At 65.8% G+C, this 15,416-nt stretch carries 14 protein-coding genes; 9 read left to right on the top strand and 5 right to left on the bottom strand.

Annotated elements, in window-relative coordinates; translation table 11 throughout:
- The first annotated feature begins 350 nt into the window (after positions 1-350).
- Positions 351-2,219: a sigma-54-dependent Fis family transcriptional regulator gene (locus ACSSVC_RS14935; RefSeq protein ID WP_492612458.1), complete on the top strand. Its 1,869-nt coding sequence runs from the start codon at positions 351-353 to the stop codon at positions 2,217-2,219.
- Positions 2,220-2,326: 107 nt separating this feature from the next.
- Here the strand turns inward: ACSSVC_RS14935 and ACSSVC_RS14930 are convergent, their stop codons facing one another.
- Positions 2,327-3,340, bottom strand: a complete 1,014-nt coding sequence (locus ACSSVC_RS14930; protein ID WP_492612457.1) for an AraC family transcriptional regulator — start codon at positions 3,338-3,340, stop codon at positions 2,327-2,329.
- A gap of 171 nt (positions 3,341-3,511) precedes the next feature.
- Between ACSSVC_RS14930 and ACSSVC_RS14925 the strand changes: the two genes are divergently transcribed.
- Both ACSSVC_RS14925 and ACSSVC_RS14920 read left to right on the top strand, forming a co-directional pair.
- Positions 3,512-4,363 carry a 3-hydroxybutyryl-CoA dehydrogenase gene (locus ACSSVC_RS14925; protein WP_492612456.1) on the top strand — a complete coding sequence of 284 codons (852 nt, stop codon included), beginning with the start codon at positions 3,512-3,514 and terminating at the stop codon, positions 4,361-4,363.
- Positions 4,356-4,952, top strand: a complete 597-nt coding sequence (locus ACSSVC_RS14920; RefSeq protein WP_346631631.1) for a TetR/AcrR family transcriptional regulator — start codon at positions 4,356-4,358, stop codon at positions 4,950-4,952. The genes ACSSVC_RS14925 and ACSSVC_RS14920 overlap by 8 nt, the downstream gene beginning before the upstream one ends.
- 3 nt (positions 4,953-4,955) lie before the next feature.
- Here ACSSVC_RS14920 and ACSSVC_RS14915 read toward each other — a convergent pair whose 3' ends face one another.
- Both ACSSVC_RS14915 and ACSSVC_RS14910 read right to left on the bottom strand, forming a co-directional pair.
- Positions 4,956-5,591, bottom strand: a complete 636-nt coding sequence (locus tag ACSSVC_RS14915; RefSeq protein WP_492612455.1) for a response regulator transcription factor — start codon at positions 5,589-5,591, stop codon at positions 4,956-4,958.
- On the bottom strand, positions 5,588-7,477 hold the full coding sequence (locus ACSSVC_RS14910) for a PAS domain-containing sensor histidine kinase (RefSeq protein WP_492612454.1): 1,890 nt from the start codon (positions 7,475-7,477) through the stop codon (positions 5,588-5,590). The genes ACSSVC_RS14915 and ACSSVC_RS14910 overlap by 4 nt, the downstream gene beginning before the upstream one ends.
- Before the next feature lie 328 nt (positions 7,478-7,805).
- Here ACSSVC_RS14910 and ACSSVC_RS14905 point away from each other — a divergent pair, with 328 nt between their 5' ends.
- The 5 genes from ACSSVC_RS14905 to ACSSVC_RS14885 all read left to right on the top strand — a co-directional run bounded on the left by ACSSVC_RS14905 (position 7,806) and on the right by ACSSVC_RS14885 (position 13,272).
- Positions 7,806-9,428: an acyl-CoA synthetase gene (locus tag ACSSVC_RS14905; protein WP_346631634.1), complete on the top strand. Its 1,623-nt coding sequence runs from the start codon at positions 7,806-7,808 to the stop codon at positions 9,426-9,428.
- Between the two features lie 218 nt (positions 9,429-9,646).
- Entirely contained in the window at positions 9,647-11,419 is a 1,773-nt protein-coding gene (locus ACSSVC_RS14900; RefSeq protein ID WP_346631635.1) for an acyl-CoA dehydrogenase C-terminal domain-containing protein, read from the top strand.
- A 121-nt stretch (positions 11,420-11,540) separates the two neighbouring features.
- Positions 11,541-11,954 carry an LIC_13387 family protein gene (locus tag ACSSVC_RS14895; protein ID WP_346631636.1) on the top strand — a complete coding sequence of 138 codons (414 nt, stop codon included), beginning with the start codon at positions 11,541-11,543 and terminating at the stop codon, positions 11,952-11,954.
- Positions 11,955-12,001: 47 nt separating this feature from the next.
- Positions 12,002-12,607: a hypothetical protein gene (locus ACSSVC_RS14890; RefSeq protein WP_346631637.1), complete on the top strand. Its 606-nt coding sequence runs from the start codon at positions 12,002-12,004 to the stop codon at positions 12,605-12,607.
- Between the two features lie 50 nt (positions 12,608-12,657).
- The gene (locus ACSSVC_RS14885; RefSeq protein ID WP_446440558.1) at positions 12,658-13,272 is read left to right on the top strand and encodes a hypothetical protein; all 615 of its coding nucleotides are present in this window, start codon (positions 12,658-12,660) and stop codon (positions 13,270-13,272) included.
- A 67-nt stretch (positions 13,273-13,339) separates the two neighbouring features.
- Here the strand turns inward: ACSSVC_RS14885 and ACSSVC_RS14880 are convergent, their stop codons facing one another.
- Complete coding sequence (locus ACSSVC_RS14880) at positions 13,340-13,525, bottom strand: DUF2188 domain-containing protein (protein WP_346631639.1); 186 nt, start codon at positions 13,523-13,525, stop codon at positions 13,340-13,342.
- 95 nt (positions 13,526-13,620) lie between these two features.
- Complete coding sequence (locus ACSSVC_RS14875; protein WP_185073403.1) at positions 13,621-13,827, bottom strand: DUF6021 family protein; 207 nt, start codon at positions 13,825-13,827, stop codon at positions 13,621-13,623.
- 164 nt (positions 13,828-13,991) lie between these two features.
- Here ACSSVC_RS14875 and ACSSVC_RS14870 point away from each other — a divergent pair, with 164 nt between their 5' ends.
- The gene (locus ACSSVC_RS14870) at positions 13,992-14,612 is read left to right on the top strand and encodes an HAD family hydrolase (protein WP_346631640.1); all 621 of its coding nucleotides are present in this window, start codon (positions 13,992-13,994) and stop codon (positions 14,610-14,612) included.
- Positions 14,613-15,416: the final 804 nt, after the last annotated feature.

The raw sequence follows: 15,416 nt of genomic DNA, 5'->3' as shown, positions 1-15,416 counted from the left end.
CACCGCGGGCGGATCACAGGCAGGAGAAAACATCGGGCACCTCGTTCTTATTCTTCGATGGGCCAGTCGGTGCTGGTTGCCAAGGACTGGTTGCCAAGGGCCAGAGCAAGGCCGGTGCCAGTTGTCGGAAAACCTCTGCAGAAGGCCGTTCCAGAGCGGCTGACCTGCTTGTTGTATAGCGTTGAGGAAAGCCGTCTGTGAGACGTTGCATGTCAGGCTGCACGGAGCCTTGGCGAGACCTTGAGACGTTGCGTCTCAGCGGCGTCGCCGTACCAGCCGGTGCTTGTCGAGGGGCATGGATCGGCGCTTAATGCGCCCACAACGATAAGAAGCTGCAACCGGAGGCCTTCATGCTTTCCGCACACTCCAAAGCCCACGTGGACTGCGTCAGCCGGGTCCTGAAAAATGCCGCGCACCTGCCCCAGGCGCCGGTGCCGAGCCTGATCCTCGATTCCTGGCGCCGCTCCATGGAGCAGCACCAGCTGGACCCCGGCTCGCTGCAAGGGCCGCGCATCCTCTGCGAAAACCTGCTCAAGGAATGCCGCGAGCGTTCCGAGCTGTTCCTGCGCATCGCCAGCGAAGAAGTGGCCCGCCTGCATGGCCGGGTGCGCGACGCCGACTACTGCGTGCTGCTCACCGACGCCCAGGGCCAGACCATCGACTACCGGGTGGAGTCCACCCTGCGCAACGACTGCCGCAAGGCCGGGTTGTACCTGGGCACCTGCTGGTCGGAGGGTGAAGAAGGCACCTGCGGCGTGGCGGCGGTGCTCACTGCGCGCACGCCGATCACCGTGCACAAGCGCGACCATTTTCGCGCCGCGTTCATCGGCCTGACCTGCTCCGCCGCCCCGGTGTTCGATCCCCAGGGCGAGCTGCTGGGGGTGCTGGATGTGTCGGCGGTGCGCTCCCCGGATGACCGCCGTTCCCAGCACCTGATCCGGCAGATGGTGGTGCAGAGCGCCCGGGAGATCGAACAAGCGTTCTTCATGAACAGCGCCCAGGGCTACTGGGTGCTGCGGGCCCATGCCAGCCCGGGCTATGTCGACAGCCAACCGGACTACCTGCTGGCCTGGGACGACGACGGTTGCCTGCGGGCGCTGAACCCGGCGGCGCGTCATTACCTGTTACAACGCTTTGGGCGGCTGCCGCAGCACATCGCCCAGGTGTTCGACTCGCAGCTGTTGCAGCGCGCCCGGGACGAGGCCCTGTGCCCGCTGTCTGCCGAGCTGCATGGCCGCTTGCAGGCGCCGCGCCGACCCCAGAGTCGCCCGCGCCTGAGCCTGGCCGGCGAACCGCTGGACCCACGGGTGGAACAGAGCCTGCGCCTGGCAGTGCGGGTCAAGGACCGGCATTTGCCGGTGCTGATCCAGGGCGAGACCGGTTCCGGCAAAGAAGTCTTCGCCCGCCAGCTGCACCAGGCCAGCCAGCGTCGGGACCGGCCCTTCGTCGCAGTGAACTGCGCGGCGATTCCCGAGAACCTGATCGAAAGCGAACTGTTCGGCTACGTCGCCGGGGCCTTTACCGGGGCCTCGAACAAGGGCATGCAGGGGCTGCTGCAACAGGCCGATGGCGGCACCCTGTTCCTCGATGAAATCGGCGACATGCCCCTGGCCTTGCAGACCCGCCTGCTGCGGGTGCTGGCCGAGGGTGAAGTGGCACCTCTGGGGGCCGCGCAACGCAAGGCGGTGGATATTCAGGTGATCTGCGCCACCCACCGCGACCTGGAAGCGCTGGTGGCCGAGGGCAGTTTTCGCGAGGACCTGTATTTCCGCCTGGGCGGCGCACGCTTTCAGTTGCCGCCCCTGCGCGAGCGCAGCGATCGGCTGGCGCTGATCACCCGGATAGTCGAAGAAGAATCCAAGCGCTGCGGCGCGCTGGTGCAACTGGGCGAAGTGGCCTTGGAATGCCTGCTGGGCTACCGCTGGCCGGGCAACGTACGGCAATTGCGCCATGTCCTGCGCTACGCCTGCGCCGTGTGCGAAGGGCCGCTGATCCAGCTGCATGATTTGCCTGAACAACTGCGCGGCGCCGAGGCCGAAGGCGCCCTGCCCGCCCTGGAAACCGCCACCAGCCCCGAGCGCCAGGCCCTGCTGGATGCCCTGGTACGCCACCGCTGGAAACCCGTAGCAGCGGCCAAGGCCCTGGGCATTTCCCGCGCCACCCTGTACCGCCGTGTGCAGCAGCACGGCATCCAGATGCCCGGCCGCAGCCCGGCCTGACCCCCACCGACCGTAGGAGCCGGCTTGCCGGCGAATGGGCCTTCAGATTGTGCGGTGACCTTGAGGACGCCTTCGCTGGCAAGCCAGCTCCTACAGGGGGCCCGGTGTCAGCGGCCGGGCTGAAAACGCGCGCGGTAGCGCCCGGGGCTTTCGCCGGTCCATTTCTTGAACGCGCGGTGGAAGGCGCTGGGCTCCTGGAAGCCGGTGAGTTCGGCAATCTCGCTGATGCTGGCCGCCGAGCGCCGTAGCAGCTCGACCGCGACGCCGCGGCGCACTTCGTCCTTGATCTCTTGATAGGAGCCGCCCTCGCGCTCCAGGCGCCGGCGCAGGGTGCTGGCGCTCATCTGCACTTCGCGGGCGAAGGCTTCCAGGGTCGGCCACTGGCTGTAGTGGCTGCCCCGCAGGCGTTGGTGCACCTGGGTGGTCAGGCCGTGCTGGTTGCGAAAGCGGATCACCAGCCATTGCGGGGCGCTGCGCAGGAACACCTTGAGCGAGGCCAGGTCCTGGACCACCGGCAGGCGCAAAAAGCGGCTGGCAAATTCGATCTCGGTGCGCCCGGCGTTCCAGGTCAGGTTGCTGCCCCACAGCAGCGGATCGTCGCTGAGGCTCAGGCGTGAATGGCGAAAGTCGGCGCGGTCGATGGGTATCCTCCGCCCGCCGAGCCAGCACAGCAGGCTGATGATCAGCACCAGCAGGGTTTCCTCGGCGTAATGGCTGCGCAGCGGGTCGTCGCAGCGGCTGTCGAGGCTAAGCACCGCACGCTTGCCCCGCAGGCTGAGGCTGGCGCCGACGTCCCGCAGGAACAGGCCGAAGTTGTTCAGGCACTGGCGCAGGGCCTTTTCCAGGTTGGGCTCCTGGATCAGTCCGCGGCAGATCAGGGCGAAAGCCCCCGGCGGCATGCCGCGGGAGTCGAGCTGGAAGAATTCATCCTGCAACTCGCGGATCTGGATCAGCCACAACGCGGCAAAGGCGCTGCCGGGCACCCGGGCCCGGGGCTGGTCGAGCAACGCCGGGTCGATGCCGGCTTCCCTCAGCACCGCCGCCAGGCGTGCCGGCTGCTGGCGCAGGGCGTGGGTCATCACCCGGACAAAGTAGACCGCGACCGAATCCGTTTCACGCATGTAGAGGCTGTGCTCCCGTAGCTGGACCTATGGCAAAAAACGCCAGCACCCTTGACCGCTTTCGGCATAGGCCGGCCACCGTGCCGGGCTCTAGACTCGCGCTGGATAACGCGCTGTGCAAGGCAACCGCGCCATGCTCCGCGAAGGCAATGAACAAAGGAAGAGCTGAAGATGAATCTTGCGAATATCGGTGTGATCGGCGCCGGCACCATGGGCAACGGCATCGCCCAGGTCTGTGCCCAGGCGGGCTTCGAGGTGACCCTGCTGGACATCGCCCAGGGCGCCCTGGAAAAGGCCCTGGCCACCATCGGCAAGAACCTCGACCGGCAGGTGAGCAAGGGCACCTTGAGCGAAGACGACAAGCGCGCCGCCCTGGGCAAGATCCGCATCAGTACCGATTACAGCGTGCTCAAGGACGCCCAGCTGGTGATCGAAGCCGCCACCGAAAACCTCGATCTCAAGCTCAAGGTGCTGCAACAGATCGCCGCCCAGGTCAGCACCGAGTGCGTGATCGCCTCCAACACCTCGTCGCTGTCCATCACCCAACTGGCCGCCAGCGTCAGCGCGCCGGAGCGTTTCATCGGCCTGCATTTTTTCAACCCGGTGCCGGTGATGGGCTTGATCGAGGTGATCCGCGGCCTGCAGACCAGCGACGCGACCCACGCCCTGGCCATGAATATGGCCCAGCGCCTGGGCAAGACCGCGATCACCGCCGGCAACCGCCCGGGTTTTGTGGTCAACCGCATCCTGGTGCCGATGATCAACGAGGCGATCCTGGTGTTCCAGGAAGGCCTGGCCAGCGCCGAAGACATCGACGCCGGCATGCGCCTGGGCTGCAACCAGCCGATCGGCCCGCTGGCCCTGGCCGACCTGATCGGCCTGGACACCCTGTTGGCGATCCTCGAAGCCTTCTACGACGGCTTCAACGACAGCAAGTACCGCCCCGCGCCGCTGCTCAAGGAAATGGTCGCCGCCGGCTACCTGGGCCGCAAGACCGGTCGGGGTTTCCATACCTATGGCTGAGCGCTGCTCACGCTTTGCCGAAAGCCGCGACAAGGCCCTGGAGCTGTTCGCCAGCAAGGGCTTCGGCCAGGTCGGCATGCGTGAGCTGGCGAGCCATCTGGGGCTGACCCCGGGCTCGCTGTACCACCATTACCCGAGCAAGCAGCACCTGCTGCTGGACCTGATCGAAGAGTTCTTCGATGAGCTGCACAGCACCCTCAAGCGTTTGCAGCGGCGCAAGTTGCAGGGCGACTGCCTGCCGGCGCTGATCCGCGCCCACCTGAAACTGCACCGGGAATTGCCGCGGCATTTTCGTCTGGTGGAGCGAGACAGCGGCTGCCTCAACCCCGACCAGCAGTTGCGGGTCGGGCAATTGCGCGAGCGTTACGAGCAACAGTTGCTGCAACTGCTGGGCACCCCGCCCGGCCTCGGCCTGCCGGCCCAACGTGCCGCCGCCCATGCCTTGGCCAATCTGCTGAACAGCGCCCCCAGCTGGTTCAGTGAACAACCGCTGCCCGAACGTGAACGCGAAGCCCTGCTGGAAAACCTGCTGAGCGGCGCCATCGAGCGCCTGCTCGGTGGCATCCCCGTGCGCAGCGCGGTGGCCTGAACCTCAGCGCAGTTGCAGCGGCTCCACCAGCCCGGCGGCAATCGCCATGCCCACCAGCTGCGGCAGGTGCTCGGCCTGCATGCGCTTCATCACCCGTGAGCGATACAAATCGATGGTCTTGATGCTGACCCCCAGCTGCTCGGCGATCTCGCGGTTGGTATAGCCCTGCACCAGGGGCAGCAACACGTCTTTCTCCCGTGGCGTCAGGCTCTCCAGCAAACCTTGCACCCGGGCCTGCCCGGCACTCTGGTGCTGATGGCGGTCGGCGCGGCTCAGGGCCTGCTGCACGCTGTCCAGCAGCAACTGTTCGTTGTAGGGCTTCTCGATGAAATCCACCGCCCCGGCCTTGAACGCCCGGACCACGATGGGCACGTCGGCGTGGCCGCTGACAAAGATCAGCGGCAGACGGATATCGCGCTGACGCAGTTGTTCCTGGACATTCAGCCCGCCCATGCCGGGCATGCGCACATCCAGCAGCACGCAGGCGTTGAGGCTGGGGTCGCAGTGTTCGAGAAACTCCCGGCCACTGGTGAACGGCAGCGCCTTGAGGCCCACCGACTCCAGCAGCCAGACGGTGGAGTCGAGCATGCCCGGGTCATCGTCGACCACATACACCACCTGCTGCACCTCACGGGTCATTGCCTTGCTCCTGTTGTCGGGTGGGAAGCTGCATCCGGATCGGCCGGGGCCGTGGCCGGCAGGTGGCAGCACATCATCAAGCCTCGGTCCTGGAGTTGGGCCTGCAAGTCGCCGCCAAAGCCCTCGACGATGCTGCGGCTCATGGACAGCCCGAGCCCCAGGCCATTGGCCTTGCTGGTGTAGAACGGGGTGAACAGCTGAGGCAGCTGTTCGGCGCAGACTCCGGGGCCCTGGTCGCTGACGCTGACCTGCACTCCGCCCCCGGCAGCCGCTTCGGCCCCCAGGACGATGTGGGAGGCCTGCTGCGGATGCACCTCACGATTGGCCTCGATGGCGTTGCGCAGCAGGTTCAGCAGCACCTGCTCCAGCAGTACCCGGTCGGCGTACACCGGCGGCAGATTATCCGCCAGCCGCAGCTCGATCGCCACCTGACAGGCCTGGGCTTCCCAGGCACACAGGCGCACGGTTTCCCGGGCCACTTCGGCGATATCCAGGGCCTGGACCCGGCGCCCGCCCTTGCGCAGAAAAGCCCGCAGGCGCTTGATCACTTCGGCGGCGTGGGTTGCCTGTTCGGCGATCCGCTCCAGGCCCTGGGCGACCTTGCGAGCGGCCTCCGGCTGAGTGTCCAGGGCCTGCAAATAGCGTTGGCTGGCGTTGGCGTAATTGACCACCGCCGCCAACGGCTGGTTGATCTCGTGGGCGATCCCTGAGGCCAGTTCGCCCAGGGTCACCAGGCGCGCAGTGTGGGCCAGTTCGTCCTGGTGATGGCGCTGCTGGGCCTCGCGCAGTTCGCGCTCGCTCTGGTCGTGGGCCACCAGGGAATAGAAGCGCTCGCCACTGGCGGCGCGGTGGGCCAGGAGCATCAGCGACACCGGCACCGAACTGCCGCCCGCCGGGGGTTGCAGGCGCGTCTCGATGCTCCAGCGGCCGCTGCGTTCGGCACAGCTCCAGCCTTCCTGTTGCAGGCTCTGCAGCACTTCCTGGCTGAGGATCGCCGCCAGTTCCGGCATCGCCTGCCCGGTGGCAAGATCCAGGGTGCGCCGGGCGGCCGGGTTGAGGTAGGTCACCGCGCCGCCGGGCTGGATGAACAGCACCGGGTCGGGGTTGGCTTCCACCACTTCCGCCAGGCGCCGCTTGTTCTCCTCGGCCTGGACCCGGGCAGTAATGTCCCGGGACACCGCCACCACTTCCACCACGGTGCCGGTGTAGGTGTCGCGGATGCCGCGGCAGGCGGTTTCGAACCACAGGTAATGACCGTCGCGATGGCGGATGCGGTAGGTCATGGTGTGGTAGCCGTCCTGCTCCAGGGCGTCCTGAGTGCGCTGCATCAACCCAGCGAGGTCCTGGCTGTGGAACAGGCTGCGGGCCAGCAGGCCACGCAGTTGTTCGGGCCAGTAGCCGAGCAGGGTCCAGGAAGCCGGCGAGGCGTCGAGGAAACTGCCGTCCGGGGTGTGCCGGGAAATCAGGTCGGTGGTGTTCTCGGTGATCAACCGGTACAGGCGCCGGGCCTTGGCCGACTCGCGTTCGGCCTGGACCTGGGCGGTGGCTTCCTGACAGCGCGCCAGCACCCGCTGTCGCAGGGGATCGGGGATAAAGCTCCAGAGCAGGATCCGCTCGCCCCACTGGGCCTCCACCTGTTCGATGGCCCGCTGCTGCTCCAGGCAGGCCCGCACCAGGGCTGGGTGATTGACCGGCAGCAGGGCCGCGATCTCGTCGCTGGCCGCGCCGTCCAGCCACTGGCGCAATGCCGGATTGAGGTCCAGCGGCTGCGCCTGGGCGTCCAGCAACAGGCTGGGTTGCGGGTCATGGCCAAGCCAGGGCGAATCCGGCAAGCAGCCTTCGCGCTGTAGGCGTAGCCAGTGACGCAGGTGGGTGGAGTCGGGCATGGTCGATCAATCTCGGGGCCGGAGTGGCGGATTCTTTTTATAGTATAACTACTATACAACTCAGGTAGTACTTCCATATCAATCGACAAACAGTATATAAAAGACCCCGGATAAGTCACCGAGCTTTCGCTGGGTGTGCTGCGTACCTGCCTGTAGGGCACGATTGACGGGGAACGCCCGGCCGTAGGAGCTGGCTTGCCAGCGAAGGGGCCCGTGAGATCGCCTTCGCCGGCAAGCCGGCTCCTACAGTGGGTGCCCCAGGTACACAGCACACGCCATCCAAGCCTCGGCCAATAGAGCTAATAATCAGCCACCGGGTACCCGAACCATGTCCATCTACGAGCAAGGCCTGGCGCCGACTGCCGTCAATCACATTGCCCTCTCCCCTTTGAGCTTCATCGAACGCACCGCTGCGGTTTACCCCGATTATCCGGCGGTGATCCACGGTTCGATCCGCCGCACCTGGGCCCAGACCTACAGCCGCTGCCGGCGCTTGGCCTCGGCCCTGGCCGGGCGCGGCATCGGCAAGAACGACACCGTGGCGGTGATGCTGCCGAACATTCCGGCGATGCTTGAGGCGCACTTCGGCGTGCCGATGATCGGCGCCGTGCTCAATGCCCTCAATGTGCGCCTGGACGCCGAGGCCATCGCCTTCATGCTGGCCCACGGCGAAGCCAAGGTGCTGATCGCCGACCGCGAATTCTCCGAGGTGATCCACGCCGCCGTGGCCATGCTCGATCACCCGCCTCTGGTGATCGATCTCGACGACCCGGAATACGGCGAAGGCCAGCCGGTCAGCGAGCTGGACTACGAGGCCTTTCTCGCCGAGGGCGATCCCGAGTTTGCCTGGCAGTGGCCGGATGACGAGTGGCAAGCCATCGCCCTCAACTACACCTCAGGCACCACCGGCAACCCCAAGGGCGTGGTCTACCACCACCGCGGCGCCTACCTCAATGCCCTGGGCAACCAGATGACCTGGGCCATGGGCAACCACCCGGTGTACCTGTGGACCCTGCCGATGTTCCACTGCAACGGCTGGTGCTACCCCTGGACCGTCACCGCCCTGGCCGGGGTGCATGTGTTTTTGCGCCGGGTCGATCCGCAGAAGATCCTCAACCTGATTCGCGAACATCAGGTCACCCACCTGTGCGGCGCGCCCATCGTGCTCAATGCCCTGGTGAACATGCCCGACACCGCCAAGGCCGCCATCGACCACCCGGTCAACGCCATGGTGGCCGGAGCCGCGCCGCCGGCCAAGGTGATCGGTGCGGTGGAGGAAATGGGCATCAAGGTGACCCACGTCTACGGCCTGACCGAGGTCTATGGTCCGGTCACCCTGTGCGCCTGGCACGCCGCTTGGGACGAGTTGCCCCTGGAGCAGCGGGCGCAGATCAAGTCACGCCAGGGCGTGCGCTACCCCACATTGGAAGGGGTGATGGTGGCCGACCCGAAAACCCTTGAACCGACACCGCGGGACGGCCAGACCATCGGCGAGATCTTCATGCGCGGCAACACCGTGATGAAGGGTTACCTGAAGAACCCCAGCGCCACCGCCGAGGCCTTCGAGGGCGGCTGGTTCCACACCGGCGACCTGGGGGTGACCCACCCGGACGGCTACATTGAGATTCGCGACCGGCTCAAGGACATCATCATTTCCGGCGGCGAGAACATCTCCACCATCGAACTGGAAGGTGTGCTCTATCGCCACCCGGCGGTGCTGGAAGCGGCGGTGGTGGCCCGGCCCGACGAAAAATGGGGCGAGACACCCTGCGCCTTCATTACCCTCAAGGCCGATCATCAGGACGTGCGCGAAGCAGACATCATCGCCTTCTGCCGCGAGCACTTGGCGGGCTTCAAAGTGCCGCGCACCGTGGTGTTCAGCCAATTACCCAAGACCTCCACCGGCAAGATCCAGAAATTCGTCCTGCGCGACATGGCGAAAAACCTCTAGCCTGAATACACACCCCCTGAAGGAGCCGGCTGGCCGGCGATGGCGATTTTGCCGCCCCCCCGTAGGAACTGGCTGGCCAGCGAAGGCGTCGGCCAGGACCATGCATGGCTTGCGGGCCTCTTCGCCGGCAAGCCGGCTCCTACAAAGGGGATTTACGGTCATTTTCGATTCATGCGGCCACGGCCGTTCAACCTCCCCTTTTGCCCGAGGTTCCTGCAATGCCCGAATTCAACGCTCCGCTGCGCGATATGCGCTTTGTCCTGCATGAAGTGTTCAATGCGCCCAAGCTCTGGGCCCGTCTGCCGGCCCTGGCCGATACCGTGGACGGCGACACCGCCGATGCCATTCTCGAAGAGGCAGCCAAGGTCACCGGCAACCTGATCGCCCCGCTCAACCGCAGCGGCGACGAGGAAGGCGCCAGCTGGCACGCCGGGCAGGTGCGCACCCCGGCCGGTTTCAAGGAGGCCTACAGCACCTATATCCAGGGCGGCTGGGTCGGCCTGAGCGGCAACCCGGCCTACGGCGGCATGGGCATGCCGAAGATGCTCGCGGTGCAGTTCGAAGAGATGCTCTACGCCGCCAACTCCAGCTTCGCCCTGTACTCGGCCCTGAGTTCCGGGGCCTGCCTGGCCATCGACGCCCACGCCAGTGAAGCCCTCAAGGCGCTGTACCTGCCGCCCATGTACGAAGGCCGCTGGGCCGGCTCCATGTGCCTGACCGAGGCCCACGCCGGCACCGACCTGGGGATCATCCGCACCCGCGCCGAGCCCCAGGCCGACGGCAGCTACCGCATCAGCGGCAGCAAGATCTTCATCACCGGCGGCGAGCAGGACCTGACCGAAAACATCATCCACCTGGTGCTGGCCAAGCTGCCGGACGCCCCGGCCGGGCCCAAGGGCATCTCGCTGTTCCTGGTGCCGAAGATCCAGGTCGATGCCAACGGCGTGCTCGGCGCGGCCAACGCGGTGAGCTGCGGTTCCATCGAACACAAGATGGGCATCAAGGCTTCGGCCACCTGCGTGCTGAACTTCGACGGCGCTACCGGCTGGCTGATCGGCGAGGCCAACAAAGGCCTGGCGGCGATGTTCACCATGATGAACTACGAGCGCCTGTCCATCGGCATCCAGGGCATCGGCTGCGCCGAGAATTCCTACCAGAACGCCCGCACCTATGCCCGCGAACGTATCCAGAGCCGTGCCCCCACAGGCCCGGTGGCCAAGGACAAGATCGCCGACCCGATCATCGTCCACCCCGATGTGCGGCGCATGCTGCTGTCGATGAAATCCATGACCGAAGGCGGCCGGGCCTTCGCCAGCTACGTCGGCCAGCAGCTGGACCTGGCCAAGTTCGCCGACCAGCCCCATGAGCGGCAAAACGCCGAAGCCCTGGTGGCGCTGCTGACCCCGGTGGCCAAGGCGTTCTTTACCGACACCGGCCTGGACAGTTGCGTCCTGGGCCAGCAGATCTTCGGCGGCCACGGCTATATCCGCGAATGGGGCCAGGAGCAATTGGTGCGGGATGTGCGCATCGCCCAGATCTATGAAGGCACCAACGGCATCCAGGCCCTGGACCTGCTGGGGCGCAAGGTGGTGGGTAACGGCGGCGTGGCCCTGCGCCTGTTCACCGGCGAGATCCGCGACTACGCCTACCTGCCCGGCGCCGCCTACGCCGCCGAGCTGCTGGACGCGGTGCAACGCCTGGAAGACCTCAGCGACTGGCTGCGCGAACAAGCGGCGCAGAACCCCAACGCAGTGGGCAGCGCCTGCGTTGAATACCTGCAACTGTTCGGCTACGTGGCCTATGCCTACCTGTGGGCGCGCATGGCCCAGGTGGCCGAGCACAAGCGCTCCGAGGACCACGGTTTCTACGGTGCCAAGCTGGCCACCGCACGCTTCTACTTCAGCCGCATGCTGCCGCGCATCCTCAGCCTGGAACAGAGCATCCGCGCCGGCAGTGCCTCCTTGTTCGGCCTCGACGCCGAGCACTTCTGAGCCCCTGGGCAGGGCGCCCGCCGCCCTGCCCCGTGCCGCTAAAAAAAGCCGCGCCCGCAGGTGCAAAACCTCGGGCGCCGCTGCATACTCCGCGCACCCGAGCACCGCCCAAGGAAGAAACGTGTTGGCCCCCGCCCTGATCATCGCCAGCTCAGCCATCGTGCTGCTGCTCGGCACCCTGCACCTGATCTACACCTTCGCCACCGACAAATTCCAGCCCCGTGATCCGGCCCTGGCCGAACGCATGCGCCAGGTGTCGCCGATGATCACTGGCCAGACCAGCCTGTGGCGGGCCTGGGTCGGCTTCAACGCCAGCCACAGCCTGGGCGCCATGCTGTTCGGCCTGGTCTATGGCTACCTGGCCTGGCTGCACCCGGCCCTGCTGCTGGAGGCCCGTGGCTTGCTGCTGATCGGCCTGGGGTTTCTCGCCAGCCTCTGGGTCCTGGCCATCCGTTACTGGTTTCGCATTCCCCTGGCGGGCATCAGCATCGCCCTGCTGCTGTTCGCGGTTGCCTGCGGTTGGCTGTTGGTTTGAACCTGAGCCGCCCTCCCTCATCGTCCCTGTTACTCTCGAGTTCCTTCATGTCCCGCCTGTACACCCTCTGGTCCCGGCTCTACTACCCGCTGTGCTGGATCGCCGTCGCCGCGCCCACGGCCACCATGATCCATTGCAACCTGAACCTGATCGTCCCCCGGGACGTTGGCGGCACCCTGTTCGGCGGTTCCATGGGTTTTCTGATGTACCTGGGCGGCTGGGCCCTCAGCGTCCTGGGCCTGGTGCTGGCGCTGCTGACCCGAGTGCCCGGCGCGCGCCTGGCCTGGATCGTCGCCGGGCTGGTGCAGTTGCTGCTGGGCCTGTGGTGGCGGATCAACTACCCGGATGATTTCGACGGCAACCTGATCTTCAGCATCCAGGCCCGGGAGCTGGACTACGTGATGGTGTTCGGTTTTGCCCTGGTCTACAGCGGGGTCTACCTGTTGCGCCAGCAGCGGCTCAAACCGCGTCCGCCCGCCCATCGCAAGCTGCTGTTGCTGCGGACCCTGTGGGCCCTGGTGCTGGGGGCGGCCTTCATCCTTCCACCGCTGCAGGCCATCACCCGCAAGCCCCTGCCCTATTGCGCCTTCGACCGGGCCGGCAATCAGTTGAGCATATGCCTGGGCCCTGGCACCCGGGTGATTGTCGACTGAGCGTGCCCCTGACTTCATTCCTCCTTTTCTCGACCTTGATGAGTGTGCCCATGTCTCGCCTGTTTACCCTGTGGTTGTGGCTGTACCGCCCCCTGTGCTGGATCGTCGTCGCCATCCCGCTGTCGGTGATGCTGCTGTGCGACGTGCAAGTGATGCAACCGCGGGATGTCAGCGGCACGCTGTTCGGCGGCGCCATGGGTTTTCAGCTGTACCTCTTTGCCTGGGTGCTGTGCCTGATCGGCCTGGTCCTGGCCCTGCTGACCCGGATGCCCGGCGCGCGCATGGCCTGGCTGATGGCCGGGCTGGTGCCGTTGCTGCTGGGGGCCTGGTGGCGGCTCAACTACCCGGATGATGACGATGGCAGCCGCTCGTTCAGCCCCGAGGCCTGGGAGCTGGACTACATGATGGGCATCGTGTGCCTGTTCGTTATCAGCGGCCTGTACTTCTACTGGCGCCGACGCCTCGTCTCACGGCCCGCCGCCCACAGCGCCGATGTGCTGTTTCTGCAAACCGTGTGGGCGCTGGTCCTGGCGGCGGTATTCATCCTGCCGCCGCTGAGCTTCATCAAGCAGCAATCCCTGCCCCGCTGCGCGTTCAACAAGGCCGGGGAGCAATTGACCGTGTGCCTGAGCGATGATCCGAACGAGCCGGTGATTGTCGACTGACCCGGCGCTGGCAGCAGCCCGGACACAAAAAAGCCCCGAACCGATCGGGGCTTTTTTCTGCCGGGCGCTATCGATGCTTGGTGGCCGGTGACGCCCTACGCACTGGCAAGGCGGCAGCAAAGGCCAGGGCTTCTTCCCGGGTGCCGAAAGTGGCGAGCCGGTCACCCGCTGTGCAGACCTTCCAGGGGCCGTGGTTGACGCTCAATACCTGATAACCGTTGATCTGCAACTTGTTCAGCAGCGGCGTACTCATGGACACCTCCTTTTTGTCAGCGTGCCTGGGGCTTGGCCGTTTTACCTTACACCCGCAGAACGACCCGGCGACGGCCGCATGTCGGCGCGCCGGGGTCATTTCCTCAGATTGGCCAGGGGGTCGTAGGCTCGCGAGCGCTTGCGCTGGTGCTCGGGTTCGGGCTGATCCAGGGGCGCCCTGGCCGGGCCTACCGGATCGACCTGGGGGTCGGCCAGGTCCGGCGAATCGGGGTCAAAACCCGGGTCATGGTGATTCGAGGCGTGCTCGGACGAGCGCGGCCCCGTGGGGTTCTTGGCAGCCATGGTCAGTTCCTGTGCTAGCCCGCAAAAGGACGGGTACAGGCGTTGGATCGCGATCCGTTCCAAGGGTGCCGGCCAGCGGACCAATGGCCACCGGCAAATTGCATTGCGCTGCGCAGCGTCGCAGGATGACGCCCTGGCCCACAACCGCTCAACAGGAAGTGTTCATGACGATTCGTGCCGTGGTTTTCGATTTTGGTGGCGTGTTGTTCGACTGGAGCCCGCACCACCTGTACCGCCAACTGATCCCCGACGACGCCCGTCGCCAGTGGTTCCTCGACACCGTCTGCACCCAGGCCTGGAACACCCGGCAGGACGCCGGGCGGCCCCTGGCCGAAGCGACCCGCAGCCTGGTGGCCGAGCATCCCGAGCATGCACCGCTGATCGAGGCCTATTACGGGCGCTGGCCGGAGATGCTCAAAGGGCCACTGGAGGAAGGCGTGGCCCTGTTGGAAGAGCTGCACCAGGCGCAGATGCCGCTGTTCGGGTTGACCAACTGGTCCCAGGAAACCTTTCCCTATGCCTGGGAGAATTATCCGTTTTTGCAAAAGTTTCGCGACATTGTGGTGTCGGGGCAGGAGCAGCAGATCAAGCCGGATGCCGAGATCTATCACACGGCTTTGGCGCGCATTCGTGCGCATTTGCCGGGGGTGGCGCCTGAGGAGTTGGTGTTCATTGATGATCATGCGCCGAACATCGTCGCGGCCAGGGCGTTGGGGTGGCGGGCGATTCATCATGTGGCTGGGGAGGAGACGCGGAGGCAGTTGGGGGAGTTGGGGGTGGTTTGAGTTCTGAGCCGAGGGTTTGGGGGCATATCCGTTGCTGCGGGGGTGGCGGCTGGCGGTTTCGCTCTTACAGCGGGGTGGGTACATATCCATTCCTGCGGTAACGGCCACTTATGGTTCCGCTCTTACAGCGGCTCACTTTTGAAAAGCGCAAAAGTAAGCAAAACGCTCTGCCCCTCCACTCGGTGCCTCGCCTAGGCTCGGCATGCCCTCACTCCGGCATTGATCCGTGGGCCGCCGCCACCGGCCATCCCTGGCCGGGTGGCGGCTAACCCGGCATCCCTGCCGGGTTACCCACGGCTCAATGCCTGCGTTCGGCCATCGTGGTTAACGGGGCGTTCAGATCAAGATCAAAATCAAAAGCGCGACAGCGGCCTTGCGGCCGGCCTGAAGCTAAGGGTGCGTGCGTTTCTGTAGGAGCTGGCTTGCCAGCGAAGGCGTCCGCCCAGGCGATGCATGTCTTGCGGGCCTCTTCGCCGGCAAGCCGGCTCCTACGGACAGCGCGTAAACGCGCTTGGCTTTTGATCTTGATCTTGATCTTCAGGCCCCTTCCCAGCCGGCCGAGCGTAGGCGTTGCGTAGGGGGCAGCTCGGCATGGATGCCGAGCTAGCCGCCACCCGGCCATGGATGGCCGGGTGGCGGCGGGCCCCCGGAGCAATGCCGGAGAGAGGGCACCCCGAGCCCCAGCGAGGGGCCCATGGAGGGGCAAGCGTTTTTGCTTACTTTTCGCTGGGCCGGCACTCCGGCGTTTGAAAAAAGTGAGTCGCCGTAAGGGCGAAACCCTAAGTGGCCATAACCGCAGCAACG

This window comes from Pseudomonas sp. E1BtOHC1, from assembly GCF_058744285.1.
The sequence above is the reverse complement of the archived record's forward strand: the minus strand, read 5'-3'. Positions and strand labels throughout refer to the sequence as shown.

Excerpts from the sequence above, each read along its gene's own strand:
- ACSSVC_RS14935 (WP_492612458.1), top strand. The coding sequence starts at position 351 with ATGCTTTCCGCACACTCCAAAGCCCACGTGGACTGCGTCAGCCGGGTC.
- ACSSVC_RS14930 (WP_492612457.1), bottom strand. The coding sequence starts at position 3,340 with ATGCGTGAAACGGATTCGGTCGCGGTCTACTTTGTCCGGGTGATGACC.
- ACSSVC_RS14925 (WP_492612456.1), top strand. The coding sequence starts at position 3,512 with ATGAATCTTGCGAATATCGGTGTGATCGGCGCCGGCACCATGGGCAAC.
- ACSSVC_RS14920 (WP_346631631.1), top strand. The coding sequence starts at position 4,356 with ATGGCTGAGCGCTGCTCACGCTTTGCCGAAAGCCGCGACAAGGCCCTG.
- ACSSVC_RS14915 (WP_492612455.1), bottom strand. The coding sequence starts at position 5,591 with ATGACCCGTGAGGTGCAGCAGGTGGTGTATGTGGTCGACGATGACCCG.
- ACSSVC_RS14910 (WP_492612454.1), bottom strand. The coding sequence starts at position 7,477 with ATGCCCGACTCCACCCACCTGCGTCACTGGCTACGCCTACAGCGCGAA.
- ACSSVC_RS14905 (WP_346631634.1), top strand. The coding sequence starts at position 7,806 with ATGTCCATCTACGAGCAAGGCCTGGCGCCGACTGCCGTCAATCACATT.
- ACSSVC_RS14900 (WP_346631635.1), top strand. The coding sequence starts at position 9,647 with ATGCCCGAATTCAACGCTCCGCTGCGCGATATGCGCTTTGTCCTGCAT.
- ACSSVC_RS14890 (WP_346631637.1), top strand. The coding sequence starts at position 12,002 with ATGTCCCGCCTGTACACCCTCTGGTCCCGGCTCTACTACCCGCTGTGC.
- ACSSVC_RS14885 (WP_446440558.1), top strand. The coding sequence starts at position 12,658 with ATGTCTCGCCTGTTTACCCTGTGGTTGTGGCTGTACCGCCCCCTGTGC.
- ACSSVC_RS14880 (WP_346631639.1), bottom strand. The coding sequence starts at position 13,525 with ATGAGTACGCCGCTGCTGAACAAGTTGCAGATCAACGGTTATCAGGTA.
- ACSSVC_RS14875 (WP_185073403.1), bottom strand. The coding sequence starts at position 13,827 with ATGGCTGCCAAGAACCCCACGGGGCCGCGCTCGTCCGAGCACGCCTCG.
- ACSSVC_RS14870 (WP_346631640.1), top strand. The coding sequence starts at position 13,992 with ATGACGATTCGTGCCGTGGTTTTCGATTTTGGTGGCGTGTTGTTCGAC.